The organism is Pedobacter sp. TM02, assembly GCF_059705275.1.
The window spans coordinates 734717-756436 of record NZ_AP046530.1 but is presented as its reverse complement, the minus strand read 5'-3'; the positions used below and the strand labels follow the sequence as shown (position 1 = coordinate 756436).

Genomic DNA, 21720 nt, shown 5'->3' with positions numbered 1-21720 from the left:
ACAGTAAAAATAAAAATTGAACGGCTTTAATTGGCTAAGGGATTGGTAATGGTTGGTTCTTCGGTGCTCAATGGCGGGGCATCGTCTATATTTTCGATCTTGCCTTGCCTTACAATATCTTTGGCTACCCAGTAAGAGGCAAGCTGCACAATGGCCACAATAATAATGGCATAACGCAGGGCGGCTTCTACCGATACCCAATAAGCAATGAGCAAGAACATGCCGGCTCCGGCTAAACGGCCAACATACAAACCCGCTTCGTGGTTCAGGATATAGGCAAATTCGCTTCTCTTTTCTTTTTTGGTGAGGATATCGATTACGCTAAACTGGATTGGGAAATAAGCTAAATCGAGCAACGGTTTGGCCAGCAGCAAGAAAAGCATAAACAAAATCACGCCCAAACTGCTAAACAATACCCCATTGATAACCGCAGCCAAAGCAAATAGGCCTAAACCTGCACCAAATACATATAAACGATGTTTTGGTGAAGTATTTCTGCCAATAATGTACATGGCAACCGCAGCAATAACAGCCCCTACCGACTGCGCCGTGCCCAAGGCTCCTTCCTTGCCTACCAAACGCATAATAAGCATGGCCGGAGCGGTGACCAAAAATCCTTGTACCAAGCCTTTTAGCGAGGCCAAGCGTAAAAGCTTGTACCAGTAGGGATCGAATTTGAAATACACGAATTTTTTATGGGTAGGGTTGTTAAAATTACCTCTAAAACACATCAAAGAAGCAAAGATGGTTACTACAAACACAGCACCGGTTACAATTTTGTAGGCCATATGCACATTGCCGTTGCCGGCATATAGCTCAATAAACCAGCCAATAAGCACCGGTACTACCACGGCAATAATGGTATAGAAAAAGGTTTCGAGGCCATAGTAATAATTACGGTTGCTATCGTTGGTAATGGCCAGGGCCAGAAAATCGCGGTTGGCCCAATAAAAACCGAAAGACATGCCCATAATCAGGCCGGCAATGCCAATGCCTGTGTTGTCGAGCGTGGTAAGCGACATCATCACCATCATCGATACGCCGCTGAGCATCATGCCTAAAGCGTATAGGGTTTTGATCGATACCCTGCTCAGCAAGAATCCATTCAGGAAAAAGGTTATGGGAATACCCGTATAAATGGTTAGCTGATAAATAACCACCTTGGTAGGGTCGTTAGAGCTCCGCATTACATATGCGGCTACAAAAATATCAATTACAGGCAGTACAATGCTATAAATGAGGTTGGTTAACGTAAGCACCCTAAAATTATACGACTGCTTGCGAAAATGCGAAAGTTCGGCCTTAAGTTTACTCAGCATGGTTATACGTTAAAGTGGATAAGATTTCTTGAATTGAAAATTGGGCAGCGCATACAAATTCGTCGGCCGCGCCATAGTAAACCGTAAGCTCATCACCTTTTACAGTGTGGCCGTTGGTAAAAACCACATGCCCGAAAAAACCTTTCAGTTCGTATTCTTCCAAAGGCCTCATTATGGGTTCGGCATTTTGGGCAATAACTTGATAGGGATCGTTAAGGTCCATTAAAAAGGCGCCCAAACAGTATTGGTGTTTTTCATTGGCGCCGTGGTAGATTTCGAGCCAGCCTTTTTCGGTTTTGATCGGGGCAGCCCCTGCGCCCACCCTAGCGCTATCCCAACTGCCTTTGCGGGTTTTGATCAGGCATTTATGTTTACCCCAATGCGTACCGTTTTCAGATTCGGCAATCCAAATGTAATTGCCCCCCAAGTCAACACTGCTCGGACGATGCAAAGCATAATATTTGCCATTGATTTTTTCTTCGAAAATGGCGCAGTCTTTATTGTGCGGTGGCAAAATCAGTCCGTGCTTTTCGAAGGTTTTCCAATCTTTGGTAGTCCGCATGCCCACGGCCACCCCATGCCCCGATACGGAAGTAAAAGTGAGGTAATAGGTATCGCCAATTTTTGCCACCCGACAGTCTTCTATGCCGAAAGCCTCATCTTCGCCTTCGCCCTGCAGCAAGGGATAGCCTTCGGGTTCGTAAAAATTAATACCATCTTCGCTGCAAAGCAGGCGCAGGTGCGAAAGCGTGGTTAAATAGTCGGCCAACTGGTAGTTGATTACCCTTGGATCGGTGGCAATGAGTTCGGGGTGGTTTTCTTCGATTTCTATGATTTCTATTCCCGTACCCGTAAGCACCGGAAAGGAAATCATTCCCGCTTGTTGCGCCGGTCTTTCGGCTACGCGCACAATGAGCCAGGTTTTGCCTTCGAAGGTAAATACACCCGGATTGAGCAAACAGGTAATTTCCAGGCCTGCCGTACTGGGCTTTAAATCGGCTGGTGCCAATAACGGATTTTGAGCAAAACGTTGGGCAAGATCTTTCATGATTTTGGGTTTTAGATTAACGATTTTTAGCCTGGAATGCTTAAAAGCCCCCAATGCCATAGCCGTTATTTTAGTGACGATTTAGATTGACGAGTTACGATTGAATGAATGCGCATCAATCTGAGACCGTAACCCGTCAATCGTCCATTTAATAGCCTGGGTTTTGCGTAATGGTGCCCCCCGACTTATCGATATCTCCCTGAGGAATTGGATAAACATAATTTTTATCCTGGAAATTCTTACCCAAGGCTGTCAGCACAGACTTAGCCAATTTCCAGCGTTTCAAATCATTAAAACGATGGCCTTCCATACCCAATTCTACCCTGCGCTCCTGTACAATCCAGTTCTTAATGGTAGCTTTGTCTGTAGAGGCCGGACGATCGGGCAAAGTACCCGCTGGTGCGTTTCCGCCCGAAATGGTGGTACTGGTTCTGGCCCTGGCTCTAATTTGATTAATAATGGCAATGGCGCCTGCATAATCGTTGGTTTCGTTCAGGGCTTCGGCTTTCCACAACAGTACATCGGCCATACGGATATAGATTTTGTTGCTGCCCGCATCGTCATTGCCTTTGTTGGCTCCGGTTTTATCGCCCAACAGCTTAAATATATTTTGGTTTGGCACATCAACGGTTAGCCCCAAGCGTGGGTCGTTGGCTTCGAAAGCGTTGATAAAGTTGGTCGTAGGCGCAAAGAAACCCCAACCCAAAGGTGCGCAGATGCCATTGCCATTTTGTGGCGTCTTGCCCGATTGATGATCGTAAACAAAAATGTCTTCGTTCTCGGCAAACTCCTTGGTTTGATCAAAAGCATCGAAATAGTTGGGGTTCAGGCTGTAAAAATTCAGCGTCTGCAAAGCATTGACGTGGGTAATAACATCGGTCCATTTTTGGTTGTATAGCGCCGACTTGGCTTGTAAGGCAATAACTGCGCCTAAAGAAACGCGCCATTTGTCGGTGGTACTGCTAAACTTGGCACTTGGCAACAAGGTTCTGGCTTTGGCCAAATCGCTATTGATCTGGTCCCACACTTGCGCAGCAGGTACGCGCTTAGCCACTTCATAAGCTTCAGCAAAGCTTTTTAAAGGTTTGAGCAATACAGGCACATCGCCAAAATTGGTTACCAGGTCGAAATAATAGAAGGCGCGCAAAAAATAAACCTCGCCCAAAGAGCGGTTGCGCAAATCGCTGGCCAGGCCAACTTTGGCAATCAGGGCATCGTCGGTAAGGTAGTTGATGGCCATGTTTGTTCTCGATATGCCTTCATAATCGTACACCCAAATTCCGTTGAAAGCCTGATTGGTGGCAATAAAGCTGAAATTGTCTATCTGATCCATCCAAGCCTGGTCGCCATCCGGGTTCCATTTCTTTTGGGCATCGTCAGAAGCAACATCTTGTACAATGAGGTCGTTTCTAAAAACCGTACCGCCATCCCAATTCCAAGTGCCCATGATATTGAGCGTGTTTGACAACAATTGGTACGAAGTGGTAACCGACGAAGTTACGGTATTGGCCGTTGGATCGGTATTCACCTGATCGGGCGTAATCAATCCGATCGGGTCTTTGTATAATTCTTTTTTACATCCAGCAACAAGGATCAAGCCTGCCACTAAAGCTGATGCATATCTCTTTTTCATCTTTTTATTTTTTTAATGGTGATGAAGCCCGCCTACAGTAGGCAGGTTCCATAATTCAAGCAATTAAAACTTAACATTTACGCCAAACAAGAAGGCTTTCGATTGCGGATAGGTACCATAGTCGATTGCATCAACTGTTTCCGGATCCAGGCCGGTATATTTGGTTTTGGCCCACAGGTTTTGGCCCGAAACATACAGGCGGATGTTTTGTACGCCGATGTTCCATTTTTTAACCAGCGCACCAAACGAGTAGCCCAACTCTACGTTTTTTAAGCGCAGGTAAGATGCATCTTCCACAAAAATGCTGGATACTTTGCTGCTGCCATTGTCTGATTGGCTTACACGAGGCATGGTATTGGTGCTGCCTGGGCCGCTCCAACTGCCCAGCGCGGCCGTAGTTTGGTTAAACGGACGGCTGTCGTAATCGATAATCTGTTTCAACTGGTTGTATTTATCAATTCCCTGTACGCCTTGAAACAATACCGAAAGGTCGAAACCTTTGTACGATCCGTTCAGGTTCAGGCCATAGGTCAACTTCGGAATGTTGCTGCCTATGTAGGTCCTGTCGTTGTCGTTAATTACGCCATCGCCATTCAAATCGGCAAATTTGATGTCGCCAGGTTTTTCTGTAGGGCTGTTGGTGCCGTGCAGGTAGCTGTTAATTTCGGCCTGGGTTTGGTAAATACCTACCATTTTGTAACCGTAAAACTCGTTTAGCGAATGGCCCACCTCCGTACGGCTTACCGAACCGATGATGCTAGGCAAATTCGGATGCAGTTTTTTCACTTCGTTGGTTAGCGTGGCCAGATTGCCGTTAATGGCATATTTGAAGGCGCTGCTGTTGTTGGTGTAGTTAATGCCCAACTCAAAGCCCTTGTTCTGTACTTCGCCGGCATTTACATAGGTTGGTTTTACGTTGCCCACAAAACCTGGCAACGAAATCGGCAACAAGATGCCCGAGGTATTTTTGATAAAGTAATCGACCGAAACATACAAGCTGTTTTTAAGCATGCCCATATCCAATCCGATGTTGGTTTGCGTGGTGGTTTCCCATTTCAGGTCTGGGTTGCCATAACGGTCGGTTACATAACGGTCGCCGTTTTTACGAATGAGGGTGAGGTAGGCATAATTATCTATTTCCTGGTTGCCCAATTTACCGTAGCTGGCGCGAAGCTTCAAATCAGATAGCCATTTCACGTTTTGCATAAACTCTTCTGAAGTAATTTTCCAGCCTGCAGAAACCGATGGAAAATAACCCCAACGGTTGTTTTCGGCAAAGCGCGACGAGGCATCGGCCCTTAAATTTCCGGTTACAAAATATTTATTGGCATAGTTGTAGGTGGCCGATCCAAACAGCGAAAACAGGCTCCACTCCGCTCCCGAACCGCCATTGTACAAATCGTTGGCTGTACCACCAAAATCGATGTATTGGAAGCTGCCCGAAGTATAGTCATATCTTCTGCGCGATGCAGAAATCGCATCGGCTTTATTGCTGATGAACTCTGAACCTATCAAGGCACTTAAATTATGCTGGCCAAATGCCTTGTTGTAGTTTAGGGTATTGTTCCAGGTTACATTCAGTTCCTGGCCACGCTCTTCATTTAAGCCGTTTGGCCTGTTGATACGCCCCTGACCTGCATCCAGCGCCGAACCGCCGCCATCATCGTCGCCAAAATTTTGCAAGAAGGCTTTGTTGTGCCTGAACAATAAATCAACTCCTACATTGGTGCGGAACTTAAGCGATTGATCTTCCAAAAAGCCATACTCGGCAAAAACATTTCCAAATGTTCTGAATTGGTTACGCTTGTCGTTGCTGAAATAGGCCAGTGCAATGGGATTTTGCGAGCGCTCAAAGTTCATGTCCCAACCATTGGTGGTATTGTTGTTTTTATAGAATGGCAAATCGGTAAACGGATTTGACGGACTATAAGTTGGATCGCTTGGCGATTTATACACCGGAATAACAGGCGGCCTTAAAAAAGCATGGCGGATGATCCCCGGCGCATCGCCTTTGGAAGAAAGCGCATCCTGCAGTTCGTTAGACAATTGCAGGTTGGTGCCCACTTTTAGGCGCTCGGTTAAATTGGCGGTAATATTGGCCCTAAAATTCAGGCGCTTGTATTGGTCGTTGTTAAAAATAACGATACCGTTTTGTTGATAATAGCCTCCCGACAAAAGGTAAGAAATCTTGTCGCCACCACCACTGGCAGTTAGCTGGATGCTTTGCGAGTGGCCGGTTTCAAACAGTTCCTTCAGCCAGTCGGTATTGGCCAAATCGGTTCTGGCTTTTTCGGCCGTGTACGGATTGGTGCCACTATAGCCCGCGTTCTTCCAGGCTTCTTCCTCTTTGGCCAAGTATTGCTGGGTATTGAGCATGGTGGGCAAATTACTCACCTTTTGGATGCCGTTAAAATAATTGATATCGATGGCCGATTTGCCTTTGGTGCCCTGCTTCGTGGTAATTACAACCACACCTGCCGAAGCCCTCGAGCCATAAATGGCGGCTGCCGAAGCATCTTTCAACACACTCATCGATTCGATATCGTTGGTATTGAGAAAGGAAATATCGCGAGAAGGCACACCATCTACAATAAACAGCGGACTGTTGTTGCCAATGGTTCCTTCGCCACGAATACGGATATTGATCGGATCGCCTGGTGCGCCTGTGCTTTGGGTCACGGCCACACCCGCCACCTGACCTTGCAAAATCTGCGCTACATCGGGCACGCGGCGTTTTTCGGCATCGGCCATATTTACCGTACCTACCGCACCGGTAAGGCTCGATTTCCTTTGCGAGGTATAGCCCAACACCACTACTTGGTTTAGCGATTGCGCCGAGGGCTTAAGCGAAACATCTACCTTGCCCGAACCCGAATAATCGATGGTTTGCGTGGCGTAGCCGATAAAAGTAAAAGTTAAGGATTTGGGGCTGCCCTCTTGCAGGGTCAACACATAGGTTCCGTTTGCATCGGTAGCCGTTTTGTTCTGTGTATTGGCTTGCGTTACCACTACGCCCGGCAAAGGCAGGCTGGTTTCGTCGGTTACCCGGCCTGTAACCTTTGTTTGTGCATAGGCGCTTGCGCCAGCAAAGGTAAAGCCAAGACAAACCAATAGAAATTGTAAAAGTTTGCTCATTTTCATCAGATTAATATTTGGTTTTTCGGGAATTAACCAGGGCCACATTGCCATGGCCAGCATTAAAACCCTTTTTTGATTGATTTTGATTGTAACAAATATAGACGGGCCGGTAGCACAAAACAGTGCACTATAGTTTCATTTTAGTTCACTATAGTTGCAAAACACAGGTTTTTAAACCTGCTAGGCTATATTTTCAGGTGTGCCACTGGCGGTATGCTGCGCTGCCCTGTAATCATTAGGAGCTTGGCCATAGATCTTTTTAAACTCCCTAAAAAAGTAAGACCTGTTGTTGAAACCGGTTTGGTAAAAGATTTCGGAAACGGTAAGCTTTGAGCTCCGTAGCAATACCGCTGCATATTTTAGCCTGATGCGTTTGATAAACTCCGAAGGTGTCATACCAGCCAGTGATTTGAGTTTGCGGTACAGCTGCATTTTGGAAATGCAAAGGATATCTTCGAGCTTAGCTGCATCCAAATCGGGTTCGGCCAGGTTGTCTTCTACCGCTTTAACCAAAGCGTTTAAAAATTCGCGGTCGCCCTGCTCCATGTCTACTTCGCTAAACTGGTTGTTGATGTGCTTATCCTTGAGCAGTTCGTTCATGCGTTTTTGGTATTCGAGCAGTTTTCTTACACGCAACAGCAGGTAATCGATGTGGAAGGGTTTGGGAATATAGGCATCGGCACCCAGCTCATAGCCTTCGGTTTTGTTTTCCTCTGTGCTTTTGGCCGAAAGCATGATCAAAGGAATATGCATGGTTGCCGGCGTGGTTTTTACCAATCGGCAAAGTTCGAGGCCATCCATATCGGGCATCATCACATCGCTGATGATGAGGTCGGGCTGTGCTTTTTCGAGCAGCTCCATTGCTACCTGGCCGTTTTCCGCTTCATAAACCACATAGGTATCGTCGAGCACGTTTTTAAGCAGGAACCGCAGCGAAACATCATCTTCCACAATCAGTATTTTATGTTGCTTTGGTCCTTGCAAGTCGTTCAATAATGCATTTTTATTGATTTCGGCCACCGGCTCGGCTACTTTTTTATCATAAGGCCTTAAAATCGATTCGTACAGGTAAGATGGCGCCGAGGTTACCACTTCGTCTTTTTTGCCCACCACATTGGTGTTCAGCTTGAACCTGACCTTAAAATAAATCCAATCGGCTTTGAGCTCGGCCGTAAGCTCTCCCGCTAAAAGCGCTACCAGTTCTTTGGTAAAAGCCAGGCCAATACCGGTGCTGAACCTTTCGAAATGGCGGTCGTGCGCCACATGGTACTTGCTAAAAATAAGGTCCAAGTCATTGGCCGTTAAAGTACAGCCCGAATTGGCAATAATGGTTTCCAAATAATGGCTATCGGCATCATAATTAACCTGAAACGTAATCTCTGCATGGTGGCCGGCATGTTTAAAAGCATTAGACAAGAGGTTGAACAATATTTTTTCGTACTTGTCTTTATCTATAAAACCCGCTATGTTTTCCTGGATGTAGCTGTTAAAATACTGTTGCCCCTCAACGGCTACCGGCTCGAACAGTTTCTTCAGGCTGTTCAGCATCTTGGAAATGTCTACATAGTCGTCGTTTCTGGTTAAATAACCCGCCTCTGCCCTTCTAAATTCCAAAAGTTGCTGTACCAGATAGGTTAAACGCGCCGTGTGTTGATGGATGAGCGACAAGAAGTAATTTTTGCCCTGGTTCTTGTCCTCTTTTTGGATGGTATGCTCAACCGAACCCATAATCAGCGTGAGCGGGGTTTGGATTTCGTGGGCAATATTGGTAAAGAAATTAATGCGTTGCTGGTGTATTTCTTCATCTTTTTGCCTAAACAAGGTTTCTCTTTCCAATTTGAATTTCATCTCTACCTTGTTTTTGCGATAGCGGTGAAAGGCATAAGCCGAGCCCGCCACAATGAGCAGATAAACCATGTAGGCCGGCCAAGTAAGCCACCAAAACTGCCTGATGGTAATGTGCAAAGCCTCTACGTCTTTGGTCCACACGCCCTCGCCGTTAGACCAGCGTACCATAAGCGTATATTTGCCGGCCGGAATATTGTAATAGGCAATTTTGCCATCGGTTCCGGTATAATGCCAGTCTTTTTCCAGTCCGTTGAGCTTATAGGCAAATTCGTTTTTAGAAGCATTGAAATAATTAAGGGCCGTTAACGCAAACTGGAAGAAATTGTTTTTCCTTTCTATTTCCAGCCCGCGAACCTCGGTGTTGATGGGCTTTACGGTAAAAAACTGGTTATTGAGCAACGATTGCCCCCCAAACTGCAGATCTGAAATGAGCAGATTGGGCTGAATGGTGTTTTCGGCCACATTTTTAGGCAAGAAATAATTAAACCCGTAAATACCGCCGAAAAGCAACTGGCCGTTGCCTGCTTTGTATACGGCACCATCGCTAAACTCGTTGCTTTGCAAACCATCCGTTTCCTGATAATTGGCTATAGTTTTGGTACCGGTATTCAGTTTGGCCAATCCACGGTTGGTGCTGAGCCAAACATTGCCCTTGCCATCGGCGGCTATGCCATGGATGGTATTGTTGGGCAAGCCGTTATCGGTGGTTATTTTAGTAAAGGCCGGATCGTTTTTAAGCGATTCGGCATGTGTCAGGTAATTCAACCCATAGCTGGTTCCTATCCAAAGCGTTTGATCCTGGCCGAAATAAAGCGACAGCACATCGCTATGCGAGAGGCCGTTTTGGAGCCCCGATGCCTTATAGGTTTTGAAGGTTTTTTTTCTGAAATCGAAAACGCTCAGGCCGCCATAACGACAGGCCAGCCACAAACGTCCGTCGTTGTCTGGCGCCAGTGCATAAATAATATCGCTGGCCAAGTGCGGATAATTTTTGGTGGCGTATTGCTTAAACTCGCCTACTTCAAAACCGTTTGGGCTTCTGCTGATTTGCAATTCGATCAATCCATAGCCGCTGGTTCCGAGCCAAAGCCTGCCATCAGGCGCCTGCCAAATGGCGTAAACCGACTTAAAATCGGGCAGTTGCTCTGCTCCACGGATGGTTTTCCAGTTTACAATCCGACTATTGCGATGGTCGTAAAGTGTAATTCCCTTGCCATCAGAACCGATGTAGGTAAGGTCATCTGCACCATGCTTAATTACGTAAACAGCATTGTTGTCCAAGCCAGAACGGCTATCCAACCTCTGGATTTGGCTTTTTTGTGGCTGTTGCCAAAAATTACTGTAAATGAGAATGCCATTGCCCTTGGTGCCCACCCACAAATCGTTTCCAGCCTCGGCAAAACTTCGAATGGGCTTGTTGATGGGCAAATTATCCATCTTGGCGACCAAACCAAAGTAACTTTCTTTCTGATAAACCTGTACCAATCCGTTACCGTCGGTTCCGAACCACAGCATATTATTCTGGCCTCGGCTAATTGAGGTAATCCTTACGTTTTCCAATTTGCGGGTCTCGTTTTGCAGATAGCCCGAAGGCCTGAACTGCTGGTCGAAAACACTCAGCCCCTGATTTTCCCAAGCCACCAAATAATAGTTATGGTAAGCCGTAAGCACCTTGATTTTGCGTTTGCCTAATGGGATGGGTATTTTTTGCCGGTCTTTGGTTAAAAGAACCTGTTCGTCGGCATTGGTGGTGTAAACAAGCTGGCTGCCCAACAGAAAAAAATTATTGATGCCGTTGGCGTCTGTAATGAGTTGCGTAGTCTTGCCGCCCTGCTTCAGGTCTATAACCCGTAGTTTTTCATTTTTATCGAGTACCCAAAGCCTACCCGAGCCATAACTGGCCTTCAATGGAATATCGCCGTTTTTGAAGGTGGCAACCTGAACAAATTGATCTTCGTTTGGCTGATATTTGGTTAACTGCCCGTTGGCTGCAAAGCAAAACACGCCTTGGCCAGGCACCACTACAATTTCATATTCCTTTTCGCTAACCTTACTGCTGGTTGATTTATAAAAGTAACGGTAAAACTTGCCCGTTTTCTTTTCGTACCTCGAAATGCCGCCAATGGTACTGATCCAGATGTTGCCCACATCGTCTTCGTTTAGCGATTGGATGACATTACTGCCCACACTGGTTTCGGGACTGCTGATATTGTGGTTGTAAGTGGTAAACTTGGCGCCGTCAAAACGGTTCAACCCGTCCCAAGTGCCAATCCACAACAGCTGGTCCTTGTCTTGTAAAATGGCATTGATCGAACTATTTGACAGGCCATGCCTGTTGTCTAGCTGCCGGTACACAAAATTTCGAGGATCTGTACGGTCTGTTGCGTGCACGCCAAAAAACGGCACAAAAAGCAACAAAAGGAAATACATACTCGGGCATTTGATCATGAACAGGCAAAGTTGGCTGCCTAAATTTACGAAAACAGACCACAAATGAACCCAAGTAACGAATACTTTGCCTGTTAATTGACATTACTTTGTTTTGGCTCCTCCCTGCAACACCAAGGATTAATGAATTAGCCCTTGCCGGTGCTGTCTGCCAGCAAGTATGCGTTTCTTGATGTTGCTGAGGCTTACCAATTATCAAACTAAGCCAGCATATCTTTCATACTTTGCTCGGCATAGCCTGCACTGGCCGTCATTCCTTTACCTCCAATAGCTGTACGGATGTGTATTTTATCCTCCAAATCGAGGGTAACGATATGCTTATCGGGATGTTGCGGATAATAGCCTGCCCAATAATGCTGGATGTTGCGTACCTCAAAATTCACAATCCGTGCGGCTTCCCGCAACATCAGTTCGTTGATGTATTGGTTAAGGTTAAAGCCCAAATCGTCTATATGGTTCACGGCTGCATATTCATGCGAATCGCCGATAATGAAGCTGCCATCACTGGCTTTTTTAAAGAGGATATGGATGCCCCACTTTTTCAGTTCTTCATAATGGGCCGGTGTTTGAATGGATTTAAACGAAGGACAATGATATTCGAAGCTTTCGTAGCGTCTGGTGGTTAATCCGGTTAGGATATTGCCTTCCAAAGCCACTTCTGGCATGGGCTGTGTTCGCATCATCTGCAATTTGCTGACTACAATGCCACTGTTGGCAAAATACTCGGGGAACAACAGCTTAAATTCATAGCCATTACAGATGACCGCTTTGGCGGCCTTAAACATTTCGCCTGTGCTTAACCTGATTTCTACTCCGCCGTTTTTAGTTTCGCAAGCCACCACGGCGGCGTTGTATTGCAAGGTATAATGCTTAAAATCGGCTTTGAGGTATTGATGCAGCTTGCTGATCATTTGGTCGGGCTCTACACTCACCTCCTGTGCAAAAAATAAGCCTTCTAAAGCATAGGCAGGATTTAACGCTGGGTAGCTTTGTTGCAGTGCCGATTGCGACAACAGCTCGCAGGCATAGCCCAGCTTATCGTAATGCGCCTTTAATTCGTGGATCAGGGTTTGCTCGTCTGGGTCAGAAGCGATGTATACGCTTCCGTTTTGGCGAACCGAAATATCAGCTTTAGCCTGGATGCCTTTATACAGTTCGGTGCTCCTGCAGCCATATTCGAACCAAACTCCTTCCATACCCGAAGGAACTACCTGCCCAAAATTTCGAACGGTTGATCCTACCGGAAAGTTGTCTTTTTCAAAATGCAGTACTTTTTTGCCCGCCAGCAAGGCGTGGTAGGCATGAAAAGTCCCCAAAATGCCACCGCCCACGATGATGATATCATAAGAATTATCCATGGTGAATTATCTTTTTAAAATTACTTATCGGAGCTAGCGCAAACGCTAGCTCTCGTTCGTTAATTGCCAGTACAATTGTAAACAAAGTTTATTATTTATAAACAAAAACCAGGTTAAATTAACGTTAAGCTTTTAGGGCATGTAACATCGTATCGAACTATTCGAAGAAATAAACCACAAGCATAAGCGCCTTGGCAGTGCCCATATTTACGGGCGTATGCGAAATACGGCCGTCAAATAACATCGAATCGCCTTTTTCGAGTGTTACCTTTTTATTGGAAAACTGGTACTCTATCGTGCCTTCGATGATATATTTGAACTCAAAAGCTTCTGTCTGCACCATCGGCCTATGGGCACCTACTTCGAGTTCGAGCAATACAAAATCTATGGTAGACGACTTGATGCTCTTAGACAGGATACGTTGATAATTAAACCCTACGGCCTGCTCTTTCTCAAAAGCCTGGTATTGGTCTTTGCGCTTGACCAAGATGGGCGCATCTTTTTTGTTGAAATTGATGTCCTTAAAAAAAGTATTGAGGTCGATATCAAGATTTTTGATGATGTCTATCAGCACCATGAGGGAGGGAACGGTTCTGCTGTTTTCGATTTGGGAAATCAGCCCTTTGCTTACCGAAGCTTTATCTGCCAGCTCTTGAACAGTGATTCCTAGTGCTTTGCGTCTTTCTTTTATTTTCAGGCTAATTTGGAGGAGGGTATTCTCAGACATCTATGCTTCTTTCAATTTAAGGTTTTATCAAATTTAAAGAAAATACCCACATTTGTATAATAAAGATTATTCAGCACGACAAAGCCTCCCGAACCGAAATTCAGGAGACTTTATTTTTCACCGCCTAGGCATAACGTGGCATTTTCATCTTATCATTACATACGCTGAACATTTTTACCACTTAGTGCGACTTAGTACAGTTTGCCTTAATTTTGTTCACCGCCTCAGACGCCTCAGCATAACCGTTAGCCTGAATAGGATACAGATTCGCTAACTAGTAAAGCATACAAAGCGACGAGCATGCGCCCTAATCTCAAATGCCCTTAAACGTCTGAAGTGGTAACTACATGGCAATTTGCTCACCGCCTTAGACACCTTAGCGTAATGTCTTGTTTATCGTCTTAGACGCCTTAGACTATAGCAAATTAAATCTCGAACTGGTAAGGCAAATATTCGTTTTCTACCGTGCCATCGCTGTAAAGTTTGAGCAGCGCATAACCGGGTGGCGTTTCTTGGTAATAATAGGATGCTGCAGATTTGGCATCGCCTTTGCCCCACCAAAAACCGCTCATGGCTCCATTACAAAAATAGTTCACGCCATTGTACCAAGCTCTATCCAACAGATGCTGATGGCCACTTAAACAAACCTTTATTTTATCCTTATGCTTATAAAACAAGGCCTTTAGCTCTTTGTGGTCGCCATGCTGGCCACCTTCCCAGGTACCGGTTACGGTTAAAATGGGGTAATGCGACATGAGCAACACAGGAGTATTTGGTTTTAAACCTTCCAGTTCTTGATGCAGCCAGTCTGTTTGTTCCTTATCTAGCTTAATGCCGCTGTTATTACCATCGAGTATGATAAAATGCCATCCATTTTGGCTAAAGCTGTAGTAACGGTTCGGAATTTTAAGCCGTTTAACGACATAAGGAATACCGTACATCTCGTCGTTCTTATCTGGTGCCTTCCACCACGGATCGTGGTTGCCTATACAGCTGTACACCTTTGGCTTGGCACGGCCTATAAACTCGTCCCATACGGCCCACTGGTCGGTTACCTGCTGGCGCACCACATTGTCATAAGAGGCATCGTGTATCGAATCTCCTCCGTTTAATATAAAATCGAGCTGATGCTTTAGTACTTCGTCCAAGCATTTTTTTGCTCTTGCCGGCACATTGTCGTTGCCCCTGATATGAACATCGGTAATGTGTGCTATGGTAAGTGCCGGCCTTTGTTTTTCTTTGTTGGTGGCTGCCAAGCTTATACCGGTTGGCAACACCCCCAAGGCACCAATCAGGCCTGTACTTTTAAGGAAATTTCTTCTTTTCATTGTTTCATTTGGTTATTGGTCCCATCCAAATACCTGTTTCAATTTTGGATTGAGTGAGATTTGGCCAATCGGGATAGGACGATAGTAGTATTTAGGTTCAACAAAAATTCTTGGCTGATCGCGGTCGCGCGTAAAGGCAATAAAACCCGAAGTACCATTGGTGAGGTAAAAATTGGTATTGTTGCCCGAAGCATCTTTCAGGTAATACTTGCCTAAACCGGCTTTTACACTGGCCGGCAAATTGGCAATCGGCGATTCGTCTGATGGCGATGCCAAGATCGCAATATCCTCTACTCCATCGCCGGTTACATCCATCGCGCCCAACGCAGGCACATACATGCCCACCTGACTATTTTGCAACAGCATGCCCGATTTCCAGCGCATCAAATCGTCGTAACGCAGACCTTCACAAGCCAGCTCTACCCTACGTTCTCTTCTGATCTCCAACAAGACGGCTTTATTGGCCGCCGTGGCGTTGGGATACATAGTTGCCAAAGCAGGATCCTGTGCTACGCCCATATCTAAATTGGGCATATTTACGCGTTTTCGCAACAGGTTTATGGTTTTATCCAAGTCGGCCTGGGTCAGCTCGCCCAGTTCGGCTTTGGCTTCGGCATTAATCAACAATACTTCGGCCAGCCTAAAAATAGGTAAGTCGGTAAAATTAAGTTGCCATCCCTGCATTAATTCTGTAGCACGCGGATAAAACTTGATTTGGTTTAGCCCACCCAGGGTTGCCTTGATTTTGTAAGGCACTGTTGTACCTGTTTGCACAAAACCCGGATAGCCTATGGTTTCCATCATCCGTGGATCTCTGTTGGCAAACATTTGCGTAAACAGCAGGGTATTGTTAGCCGCTACAGGAGTTCCATCGGTTTTAAGGTAAGAATCGGCCAGGCTTTTGCTCAAGGCATAGGTATAGTCGAATACGGTATGCGAGTTGTTGCCTCTGCCTATTTTTTGGTCAAAATCGGCCCAGAGAATAATTTCCTTGTTGTTGGCCAAGGTATTTGAAGAAAACAGGTTTCTGTAATCTTCGCCACCTTTGCCGGTATTGTAAATACTAAATCCGCCTTCGGTCATGATCTTGCTCGTCGCATCGGCAGCTATTTTCAAAAAGCGATTATAGTCGTTGCCTAAGCCCAATTCGTCGTGGTATTTTCTAAATGTACCTTCATGCAAGGCAAAACGGGCCAATAGCGTTAACGCGGCCCATTTGGTAATGCGGGTATTGCCTCCATTGGCCTGGATGTTATCGGCGGCAAACTGCAGGTCTTCCAAGATATGGTTTACCACATCGGCTCTTGGATCCTGGCCTTTGTACAAAGCTTCATCTTCCGAACTCAGTACAGAGCCGTACCAAGGCACATTGCTGTATTTTTTAACTTTAGAAAAATAGAACCAGCCCCTAAAAAATCGAGCGATGCCGATGTAATGGTTAATTTCGGCCTGATTACCTGTAACCGTTCCTACGTGGTCTAATAGGTAATTGATGCTCCTGAGGTTACCCCAATCACTTTTATCCCAGCCGCCATAGTTGTTCTGCGAGATGGTGCCCCGCACCAGATTATCTACTTCGCCACTGGCATTGTAGTTTGAAATGTTATCGGAATTCAGGTCGTCATACGCAAACTGCAACTGCCCATAAAGTCCGTTGGTATAGGTTTGCAAATCGGCAGGTGTTTTAAAGAAGGAAGCCGCTGTTACATTGCTTTGCGGATCTCTTTGCAGGAAATCCTTTTGGCAGCCGGTAATGAAGGTGCCACCCAGCACCAACAGGACCATATATATTGATTGATTTAATTTCATGATTTCTGATTTTATAACGTAAGGTTAAGACCAAATGAATAGGTTTTTTGGAATGGATAAACATCGCCACCCAAAGCCTCCGGATCGAGGTTGCCTTTGATATGCGAACGGTCGAGGATATTCTCGCCGCTGAAATAAATCCTCAGCCTGTTGATCCTCAATTTGCTGCTGAGCGCCTTAGGAAAAGTGTAGCCAACCGTTAGGTTTTTGAGCCTTAAATAAGAAGCGTCTTGCATATACTTGGTTTGTGCCTGACCCAACTCGGTTGCATCTTCGGCAATGTAGGCCTTTAAACGCGGAAAATAAGCATTTGGTGTTTCGGGCGACCAATGGTCGAGGTTTTGAACCGTAACGTTTGTCCAAGGTTGCGCATAAACACCCCAGAAATAGATGTTGCTCGGATTTGGGTACCAGTCTTGCTTGCCCACCCCCTGGAAAAACGCCCTGAGGTCAAAGCCTTTCCAGCCCAGGTTAACATCAACGCCATAGCGATAGCGGGCACTGCTGTTGCCAATCCTAACCAGGTCGCCATGATCTGACAAGGTATTTTTTCCTTTATTGATTTTGTTGTCGCCATTTTGGTCCTTGAACTTCAAATCGCCCACGTAAAATTTATAGCCGGTATCATCGGCACCTACCGCGGTTTGGTCGGCATGGCTTTTCAGTTCGGCTTCACTCTGGAAAAAGCCTTCGGTTTCCAAGCCCCATATTTCGCCCAATTCCTTGCCTACGTAGTAATCGCTCAAGGTTCCGGTTGGGTTATCGTATTTGGTGATAAAGGTCCGGTTATCAGAAAGATTAAAGCCTACATTATAGGTTAACGGGCTACTGGCTACGCTAACTGCATCTTTCCAACCCAGCCTCAGCTCCCAACCCTTGGTTTTTAAATTGGCGGCATTAATGGTGGGCTCGGCCGTACCAAATACACCTGGCAAGGTTTTGCCTTTGGTTAGCATGCCTTTGGTATAGCGGGTAAACTTGTCAAAGTTAAGCTCGAGCCTGTTGCCAAACCAGCCCATATCAACGCCAAAGTTTACGGTCGATACCTTTTCCCAGGTAAGGCTTGGCGAAATGGCTCCCGGCGCATACACGGCCGTTGGCCTTGTTCCGTCTAAAATAGAAGCAATTTGGCCCGAGCCCATGGTAGCGATATACGAATAGGCGCCTACATCCTGGTTACCCAGATTTCCGTAGGATGCCCTTAGCTTAAAGAGGTCGAGATGGATATTGTTAGCGAAAGCTTTGACAAACTTTTCATTGGTAAGCACCCACGAGGCCGATGCCGATGGGAAGAAGCCCCACCTATCGCCACTTGGAAAGCGCGAAGTACCATCGTAGCGACCATTAAATTCGAGGATATATTTATCGTCGTAAATATAATTGAGGCGGTAAAATAGGCCACGCACTGCCCAATCGGTAATCGATTCGCTGGCTGTAACATCGCCCGTAGCCAACGAAATAGAGGGTAGATTATTGCTGATCAAGATTTTGCGGTTTACAGAAGTTGAGCCCGCATACCTGTATTCCTGGTTAAAACCGACCAAAGCCTGCACATCATGCTTGTTAAAGGTTTTGTGGAAATCGGCATAGACATTATAGAGGTTATTGCGGGTTTCGCCGTTGTCTACCTGTGCAAACGAGGGGTTAGAACCAACCAGCTTTGCCGCCGTGTTTGGTCCGGTGTAATAGGAAACCGGAAAATCGTTGCTTTTGTTGATTTGCGCATTTCTTCTGAAAGTTGCATCGGCCTTCAGCTGCAATACATTTTTGATGACGTTGGCCGTTGCGCTGAAAGTGGTTTGAAAATTATTGGTTCGGTATATCGAATGGCCTCCTTCTTTTAAACGGCCAATAACCGCGGCACCAGAGTTGGTATACGTACCATCGGGATTATACACCGGATCTAACGAAGGCTGGCGGTTAACATTCCAGAAAAAATCGTTGGCAGCCACATAGGGCACCTGGTAGTATGACGAAGCAAACGCGGTGTTGTTTTCAACATTGAGCCAGTTGAGCACCTTTAAATCTGCCTTTGCCCTCAGGTTATAGCGGTCGTAAGATTCTTTTGCGTCTTTCAAGGCGCCATCGGTACGCATATATTCGGTAGAGATATAATAATTCAGTTTTTCGGCACGCTTGCTTAGGCTAAAATTGGCATTGTAGCTCGGCGAATTATTGTTGTAGGCTTCTTTTAGCCAATTGGTATTGCCTACGTTTTGCCAGGTGGTTGGACTTGCGGGATCGATATACACTGCAGGCAACGACATGTCTGCCGAACGTTTTTTAGCATAATCGAGGATGGCCCCGGTATAGAGATTGTACAAAGGATAAGCGGCATCGTGCTTATAAGTCATTACCGTAAACGGATCGGTAACAAGTTCGGGTAATCTACCTACGGTTTTAAGGGCATAATAGCTATTGGCACTTACATTTAGCTGATCGCCTTTGGCCGTTTTGGTGGTGATAAGGACGACCCCAAATGCCGCTCTTGCCCCGTAGATGGCGGCCGAAGCGGCATCTTTTAGCACGGTAACGCTTTCAATATCATTAGGGTTGATAAGGCTTAGCTCCGTTGAAGTATAGGGCACGTTATCTACCAAGATATACGGACTGCCACCAGAAAGCGAGGTTACGCCCCTGATGTTGAAACCAGGTGCATCGGTTGCCCTACCGCTACCAATTGATACATTGAGGTTGGGAATGAGCCCCTGCAAACCTGCACCTAGGTTGGCAATAGGCCTGTTTTCGATTTCTTTGGCCGTAATGCCATCAACGGCACCACTTAAATTGATTTTTTTCTGCTTGCCATAACCAACCACCACGAGTTCGTTCAGGGTTTGGTTGTCTTCTTTGAGCAAAACGCTGATTTCTTTTCGGCCATTGATGGCAATTTCTTGCGGTTGCGAGCCGATGGAGCTTACCAAAAGCACATCGCCTGCATTGGCATTGATCTTAAAACGGCCATCGGTATCGGTAATGGCTACCACCGTAGTGCCTTTTACTTTTACCGAAGCACCCGGAATTGGCGCACCATTTACATCGGTTACCTTTCCCGTAATCACATCGCGAACAAGAATGGCCGTTTCCATAGCCTTCTCAGCAGCAGTGGCCTGGTTAGCCTGTCCCGCAAGTGCCAAGGCAAATGCAAGTACGACCAAAAGCCCTTTCTGGATTGTAGTATACTCTTTCATAGTTTAATTTTTGTTTAGCTAAACTAAACTATGTTTATTAACAAAATAAGAATTAGTCGTTAACAAATAATAAATATTGTTTACAACAACTAACTTAAAATCAACCTGAAAGCTTTTGATCGCATATTAAATAATTGCTACTTGCTAAGCAGATGTACCAATCATGGTGAATAACAGGCTTAACACATATTGCCAAATAGTGCTCGCCGGCACCAGCTTTAACCATAGGTTGATTTTTTATCGCTAAATTTAAATCAAATTGTATTCGCTATGAGTAGACACAAACTGCTTTTGTTTATTATTGCAATCACCGCATGGGTATCACTAATTGCCCAACTGGTACTTTCTTTCGGCTACAGTACAACTGGCACCACAGAAACCCTTGTTCGGTTCTTCAGCTTTTTCACGGTACTGACCAATACCCTGGTTGCATTTTTTGCAAGCGTACAGTTTTTTTCGAAACCTCAGCAACACGGATTTTTTGCCAATGCCAATACACAAACCGCCATTACCATGTACATTACCATCGTAGGCCTGGTGTTTAACCTGGTGCTACGAAGCTTATGGAAAGAGGGTGGCCTGCAGGCCTTGCTTAACGACTTGTTGCATTCTGTTATTCCTGTATTGATGATTATTTATTGGTGGAGATATGTAGATGGCAAAAAGGCTACTTATAAAAGCATTCCTTTCTGGCTGGTCTATCCCGCAGTTTATGCCATTTATACCCTGTTAAGAGGGCCTTTTGCTACTTGGTACCCTTATCCGTTTATCAATGTCATTGAATTGGGCTATCCCGCCGTACTTCGCAACAGCGCAATATTGGTACTGGTATTTTTGTTTTTTTCGTTCTTCTTTGTATTTCTGGGCAAAAAGAAACCCACCCAGTTAGATTAAAGTTCAAACCAATAGGCATAAAAAAAGGAGCAACCTTAACGGTTGCTCCTTTTTGTTACCGGCAGGGCTTATTGGCCCGATCCCATTTTTACCCTCAGGAAAACTTCGAATCCCCCATTGGTGTAATTGTTGAGCTGCGAAGTGCTCGTGGTATACAAGCCGCTGATGAGATATTTCTTTTTGTAGTCCATCCCAAAGCCAAAAGTGGCGTTCTTGGTGCTGTGATACATCGCCGAAAGCAAGATCTGTTGGTTTACAAGGGCAAACTGTGCACCTGCATCCCAGATGTTATCGTAACCCGAAACGGCTCTGTAAGCAACCAAAGGCTCCACAAATTCGCCATTAAGGTTAGTATTGAACGGGATTTTGTAGCTGATGGCCGAATAAAACCGGGCCACATCGGCATATTTGGTATCATCGCGCTTGAACAACTTATTCAGGTTTGGCAAGGCGGCATTAATGGTTAACCTGTTACTGGTATAAGCCACACCAAAATCGCCATCGATATAGCTTTCACGGTCATTGTACTGGCCTACCAACACATCGTTCGGATTGCCTTTGATATCCGAATTGCTCAAACGCTGATTGGCAAAGCCCAACGAAACGCCAAAGTTCAGCTTATTGTTTTCATTGAGGGGGAGATGGTAAGCAAAGCTACCCACCACCCTGGTTTGGCGCTGAAGACCAGCCTTGTCGTTTACTACATTTAGGCCTACTCCTACCTTATTAAAACCATGATCAACGGTTATGGCTTGTGTAACCGGTGCCCCTGGAATGTTATTCCAGAGGCTACGATAGCCTAAGTTAAGATTGGTACCGTGCTCAAACCCGGCGAAGGCCGGATTGAGCTGGTAACGATTATTATAGTACTGCGACGACAATGGGTCGAGTTGCGCCTTAGCCGTTATTGATGAAGCAATAATGCCTACCAGAACTAAAATCTTATGTCTTTTCATTTTATACAATTTAGTTGTCCTAA

The 21720-nt window shown here is 45.6% G+C and carries 12 protein-coding genes; 1 reads left to right on the top strand and 11 read right to left on the bottom strand.

Features of this window, described 5'->3' with window-relative positions:
- Window positions 1-26: 26 nt before the first annotated feature.
- The 10 genes from AC6H1S_RS03295 to AC6H1S_RS03250 form a co-directional block, all read right to left on the bottom strand.
- Entirely contained in the window at window positions 27-1319 is a 1293-nt protein-coding gene (locus AC6H1S_RS03295) for an MFS transporter (RefSeq protein WP_497565094.1), read from the bottom strand.
- The gene (locus AC6H1S_RS03290) at window positions 1309-2367 is read right to left on the bottom strand and encodes a glycoside hydrolase family 130 protein (protein WP_497565093.1); all 1059 of its coding nucleotides are present in this window, start codon (window positions 2365-2367) and stop codon (window positions 1309-1311) included. Before AC6H1S_RS03290 ends, AC6H1S_RS03295 begins: the two co-directional genes overlap by 11 nt.
- A gap of 148 nt (window positions 2368-2515) precedes the next feature.
- On the bottom strand, window positions 2516-4000 hold the full coding sequence (locus AC6H1S_RS03285) for a RagB/SusD family nutrient uptake outer membrane protein (RefSeq protein ID WP_199139022.1): 1485 nt from the start codon (window positions 3998-4000) through the stop codon (window positions 2516-2518).
- A gap of 63 nt (window positions 4001-4063) precedes the next feature.
- Window positions 4064-7135: a SusC/RagA family TonB-linked outer membrane protein gene (locus tag AC6H1S_RS03280; RefSeq protein ID WP_497565092.1), complete on the bottom strand. Its 3072-nt coding sequence runs from the start codon at window positions 7133-7135 to the stop codon at window positions 4064-4066.
- 183 nt (window positions 7136-7318) lie between these two features.
- Window positions 7319-11416: a two-component regulator propeller domain-containing protein gene (locus tag AC6H1S_RS03275; RefSeq protein WP_497565091.1), complete on the bottom strand. Its 4098-nt coding sequence runs from the start codon at window positions 11414-11416 to the stop codon at window positions 7319-7321.
- A 218-nt stretch (window positions 11417-11634) separates the two neighbouring features.
- Window positions 11635-12792, bottom strand: a complete 1158-nt coding sequence (locus AC6H1S_RS03270) for a TIGR03364 family FAD-dependent oxidoreductase (RefSeq protein ID WP_497565090.1) — start codon at window positions 12790-12792, stop codon at window positions 11635-11637.
- Window positions 12793-12949: 157 nt separating this feature from the next.
- Window positions 12950-13519 (bottom strand): helix-turn-helix domain-containing protein, encoded by a 570-nt coding sequence (locus AC6H1S_RS03265; RefSeq protein WP_199139030.1) that lies wholly within the window; start codon window positions 13517-13519, stop codon window positions 12950-12952.
- A 425-nt stretch (window positions 13520-13944) separates the two neighbouring features.
- Window positions 13945-14847 carry a metallophosphoesterase family protein gene (locus tag AC6H1S_RS03260; RefSeq protein WP_497565088.1) on the bottom strand — a complete coding sequence of 301 codons (903 nt, stop codon included), beginning with the start codon at window positions 14845-14847 and terminating at the stop codon, window positions 13945-13947.
- A gap of 12 nt (window positions 14848-14859) precedes the next feature.
- Window positions 14860-16656 (bottom strand): RagB/SusD family nutrient uptake outer membrane protein, encoded by a 1797-nt coding sequence (locus AC6H1S_RS03255; protein ID WP_497565087.1) that lies wholly within the window; start codon window positions 16654-16656, stop codon window positions 14860-14862.
- A gap of 11 nt (window positions 16657-16667) precedes the next feature.
- A complete protein-coding gene (locus AC6H1S_RS03250; protein WP_497565086.1) occupies window positions 16668-19847 on the bottom strand; it encodes a SusC/RagA family TonB-linked outer membrane protein in 3180 nt (1059 codons plus the stop codon).
- Window positions 19848-20117: 270 nt separating this feature from the next.
- Between AC6H1S_RS03250 and AC6H1S_RS03245 the strand changes: the two genes are divergently transcribed.
- Window positions 20118-20741, top strand: coding sequence for a Pr6Pr family membrane protein (locus AC6H1S_RS03245; RefSeq protein ID WP_497565085.1), 624 nt, complete (start codon window positions 20118-20120; stop codon window positions 20739-20741).
- Window positions 20742-20809: 68 nt separating this feature from the next.
- Here the strand turns inward: AC6H1S_RS03245 and AC6H1S_RS03240 are convergent, their stop codons facing one another.
- Window positions 20810-21697: a PorP/SprF family type IX secretion system membrane protein gene (locus AC6H1S_RS03240; RefSeq protein ID WP_199139041.1), complete on the bottom strand. Its 888-nt coding sequence runs from the start codon at window positions 21695-21697 to the stop codon at window positions 20810-20812.
- Window positions 21698-21720 lie beyond the last annotated feature (23 nt).

Bases quoted from the DNA above. Each gene is read 5' to 3' on its own strand.
- AC6H1S_RS03295 (WP_497565094.1), bottom strand. From the start codon at position 1,319: ATGCTGAGTAAACTTAAGGCCGAACTTTCGCATTTTCGCAAGCAGTCG.
- AC6H1S_RS03290 (WP_497565093.1), bottom strand. From the start codon at position 2,367: ATGAAAGATCTTGCCCAACGTTTTGCTCAAAATCCGTTATTGGCACCA.
- AC6H1S_RS03285 (WP_199139022.1), bottom strand. From the start codon at position 4,000: ATGAAAAAGAGATATGCATCAGCTTTAGTGGCAGGCTTGATCCTTGTT.
- AC6H1S_RS03280 (WP_497565092.1), bottom strand. From the start codon at position 7,135: ATGAGCAAACTTTTACAATTTCTATTGGTTTGTCTTGGCTTTACCTTT.
- AC6H1S_RS03275 (WP_497565091.1), bottom strand. From the start codon at position 11,416: ATGTATTTCCTTTTGTTGCTTTTTGTGCCGTTTTTTGGCGTGCACGCA.
- AC6H1S_RS03270 (WP_497565090.1), bottom strand. From the start codon at position 12,792: ATGGATAATTCTTATGATATCATCATCGTGGGCGGTGGCATTTTGGGG.
- AC6H1S_RS03265 (WP_199139030.1), bottom strand. From the start codon at position 13,519: ATGTCTGAGAATACCCTCCTCCAAATTAGCCTGAAAATAAAAGAAAGA.
- AC6H1S_RS03260 (WP_497565088.1), bottom strand. From the start codon at position 14,847: ATGAAAAGAAGAAATTTCCTTAAAAGTACAGGCCTGATTGGTGCCTTG.
- AC6H1S_RS03255 (WP_497565087.1), bottom strand. From the start codon at position 16,656: ATGAAATTAAATCAATCAATATATATGGTCCTGTTGGTGCTGGGTGGC.
- AC6H1S_RS03250 (WP_497565086.1), bottom strand. From the start codon at position 19,847: ATGAAAGAGTATACTACAATCCAGAAAGGGCTTTTGGTCGTACTTGCA.
- AC6H1S_RS03245 (WP_497565085.1), top strand. From the start codon at position 20,118: ATGAGTAGACACAAACTGCTTTTGTTTATTATTGCAATCACCGCATGG.
- AC6H1S_RS03240 (WP_199139041.1), bottom strand. From the start codon at position 21,697: ATGAAAAGACATAAGATTTTAGTTCTGGTAGGCATTATTGCTTCATCA.